3 protein-coding genes and 1 pseudogene are annotated in these 3,181 nt (G+C 43.9%); all 4 read left to right on the forward strand.

Annotation, left to right across the window (positions count from 1 at the left end; translation table 11 throughout):
• Nucleotides 1-1,082, forward strand: a pseudogene (locus VK541_RS16335) (galactose oxidase); the annotation flags it as partial.
• Nucleotides 1,083-1,198: 116 nt separating this feature from the next.
• Entirely contained in the window at nucleotides 1,199-1,588 is a 390-nt protein-coding gene (locus VK541_RS16340; protein ID WP_324371393.1) for a c-type cytochrome, read from the forward strand.
• Nucleotides 1,589-1,596: 8 nt separating this feature from the next.
• Complete coding sequence (locus VK541_RS16345; RefSeq protein ID WP_324371394.1) at nucleotides 1,597-2,328, forward strand: ThuA domain-containing protein; 732 nt, start codon at nucleotides 1,597-1,599, stop codon at nucleotides 2,326-2,328.
• A gap of 43 nt (nucleotides 2,329-2,371) precedes the next feature.
• On the forward strand, nucleotides 2,372-3,181 hold an 810-nt coding region (locus VK541_RS16350; RefSeq protein WP_422662175.1), incomplete at its 3' end, for a DUF7133 domain-containing protein.

Consider the following 3,181-nt stretch of genomic DNA (forward strand, 5'->3'; position numbering starts at 1 on the left):
GCTCGTTAACCGGCCCTGAGTTTAAACTGCTTGGAAATCCGATTCCTTATTTGTTCCATGATGTGAGGTCCTATGCAGATCTTTTTTATTGCCCGGAAAGCAATCGTTTCATTGCCGTCACCCTGTACTGGGAAGACAGCAACAGGACCAGGGTAAATGTCTATTCACTTTATGCGCCGCCTGTTGATAAATTAACCGGTCAGCAACCAGTTTCCAGTCGCAGCCTGTGGTATTGGATGGGGGGATTGGCATTTCTGGCTGCGGCAGGTACCGTGGCACTTCTGCTGTTCTCAAAAAAGAAAAAACCCCGGCTTTCTGTTCCCCAAACTTCCTTACCTCAACAGACTGATGCAAACTATAACACCATTTTTCTTTTTGGAGATATGCAGGCCTTTGACAAGAACGCGACAGAAATTACCAGGCAGTTTACCCCGCTGATCAAGGAGCTGTTCTTAGTCATTCTGATCTACAGCATCCGCTGGGAGCGTGGTATAAGCTCTGAAAAGTTAAAAGAATTGCTGTGGTTTGATAAATCTGAAGAGAGCGCGCGCAATAACAGGTCGGTCAGTATCGTTAAGCTAAAGAACATTATTGATAAACTCGACAACTGTACCATTTCAAAAGATACCGGTTACTGGAAACTCAATTTTGATCCTGATAAGATCCATATCGATTACCAGCGGTATGTGTCCATCATAAAAAACAAAACAAAACCGGATAAGCAAAAGATCCTTGAACTCGCGGAGCTCATTAAACGTGGTCCTTTCCTTCCCAATGTGAATTATGAATGGATGGATTCCTTTAAGTCTGAGATATCCAATGAAATTATAGATACTTATCTGGGTTTCGCGCACGCCATCCCTGACGGTGAGGATGCGGAGCTTTTAGTGGAGCTTGCCAATTATATTTTTTATTTTGATGCTGTAAACGAAGATGCTATGATCATAAAATGTAAGGCGCTTGCACACCTGGGCAAACACACACAGGCAAAGAATGCTTACGAAAATTTTTGTAAAGAATACAAAATGCTTTATAATGACGATTTCAACAAGAGTTTCCATGAAATACTCCATTCCCGATAAAATCAAAAATGTTACATATTCTTGTAACTTATCAAAGAGATTAATCAATTTTTAATGTTTTTTTAACTTTTCTGCCTAATTTCACATATTACTAATCATAATCAATTACACACCTAATGAATAGGACCTTAATTATTCCGGCAATCGTATTTGCCATTGTTTCTACATGTGCATCGCAAGGATTTGCACAAACTAAAAAGCCGGCAGCAGCCGCAAAAAAAACAGCTCCTGCGGGAGCACTATCAGCAGACGCAGCTGCGGGCAAGGCACTCATTGCCAAGTCAGACTGTATGGCTTGTCACAAACTGGATGTTAAACTGGTAGGACCGGGTTTCAAACAGATTGCCAAAAAATACCCTGCAAACGACGAAAATAAAATCGCACTGGCCAAAAAGGTGGTCGAAGGCGGATCAGGTGTTTGGGGTGCAATACCAATGTCACCGCACCCGGCCCTGTCGGTTGACGATGCAAAGAAAATAGTGACGTACATATTGTCAGTTAAATAAAATTAAAGATGAAACAACACTTAGCCCTATTCCTCCTTATAGGAGGAATATTGCTGGGCTCTTCGGCCTACGCAAAGAACAAAAAAATCCTGATCTTCTGTAAAACAGCGGGATTCCACCATGATGCCATCAAAGAAGGCATTGCAGCCATTCAAAAGCTTGGGGCGGAGAACAAATTTGATGTAGACAGCACGATAAATGCGGCTAAGTTCACAGATGCCAATTTGAAACAATATAGTGCGGTTGTATTTTTAAGTACTACCGGAGATGTATTAAATAGTGACCAGCAGGCCGCATTTGAAAAGTATATTAAAAATGGCGGCGGCTTCGTTGGCGTGCATGCTGCGACCGATACAGAATACGACTGGAAATGGTATGGCAACCTGGTTGGTGCGTATTTTGCCTCGCATCCTGCACAGCAGATGGCCACAATAAAGGTGACCAACCGGGATCATATTTCTACCAAACACCTTCCTGCCGAATGGAAAAGGAAAGACGAATGGTACAATTTTAAATGGATGGCCGATGGCCTGAATGTACTGATGTCCATCGACGAAACCAGCTATGATGCGGGCGACAAAAAAATGGGCGATAAGCATCCTATGGCCTGGTACCATGAGTATGATGGCGGAAGGGCTTTTTATACGGAGCTTGGACATACGGCTGAGTCTTACCAGGAGCCATTGTACCTCCAGCATCTTCTGGGTGGTATCAAATACGCGCTTGGCCTGAAAAAATAGCTCAGGCCAACAAAAACACAACACAAACAAACCAAATATAAAAATGAAACGAACCAAACAAGGGGTATTGGGTATACTCGGGCTGTCTATGTTCATCTACACCTGTAAGGTAACCCAGAGCTCGCTGAAACGCGATGCTGAAGGGAAGATCATCGTCAATACCAGTCCCTCGCCCCAATACCTTTCTCCACAGGAGAGTCTTAAAGCCATCCATCTTCAAAAAGGGTATCATCTGGAACTGGTGGCAAGCGAGCCTATGATCCATGAACCTGTTGCCATTGCATGGGACGGAAACGGAAGAATGTTCGTTGCTGAAATGAATACCTATATGCAGGATGCCGAAGGTTCTGATGAGATGAAGCCGGTTTGTAAGGTCAAAAGACTCGAGGATACCAATGGCGATGGGAAAATGGACAAATCGGTCGTTTTCATTGATAATTTGCTTTTACCACGATTGATATTGGCGCTGGATGACCGCCTTTTGGTCAGTGAAACCAATTCCAATCACATTTACAGCTACCGGGATACCAATGGTGACGGTGTAGCTGATGAAAAGAAAATGGTGTATCGTAATGATGAGGTCAGCACCAATAACCTGGAACACCAGAAAAGCGGGCTGATCTGGAACTTGGACAATAAGATCTATGTGACCTATCAGGATGTGCGCTATAAATACGATAACGGCATGCTGAAAACTGAAAAACTGATCAATGGCTCTGGTGGGCAATGGGGTCTGGCCAATGACAACTATGGCCGCCTGTTTTACTCAGCAGCCGGTGGTGAGACCCCGGCCCTTGATTTTCAGCAAAACCCTTATTTCGGACGGCTGGACGTGGGCGGTCAGCTGGATAAA

This window comes from Pedobacter sp., assembly GCF_035317785.1.
Classification (GTDB): domain Bacteria; phylum Bacteroidota; class Bacteroidia; order Sphingobacteriales; family Sphingobacteriaceae; genus Pedobacter.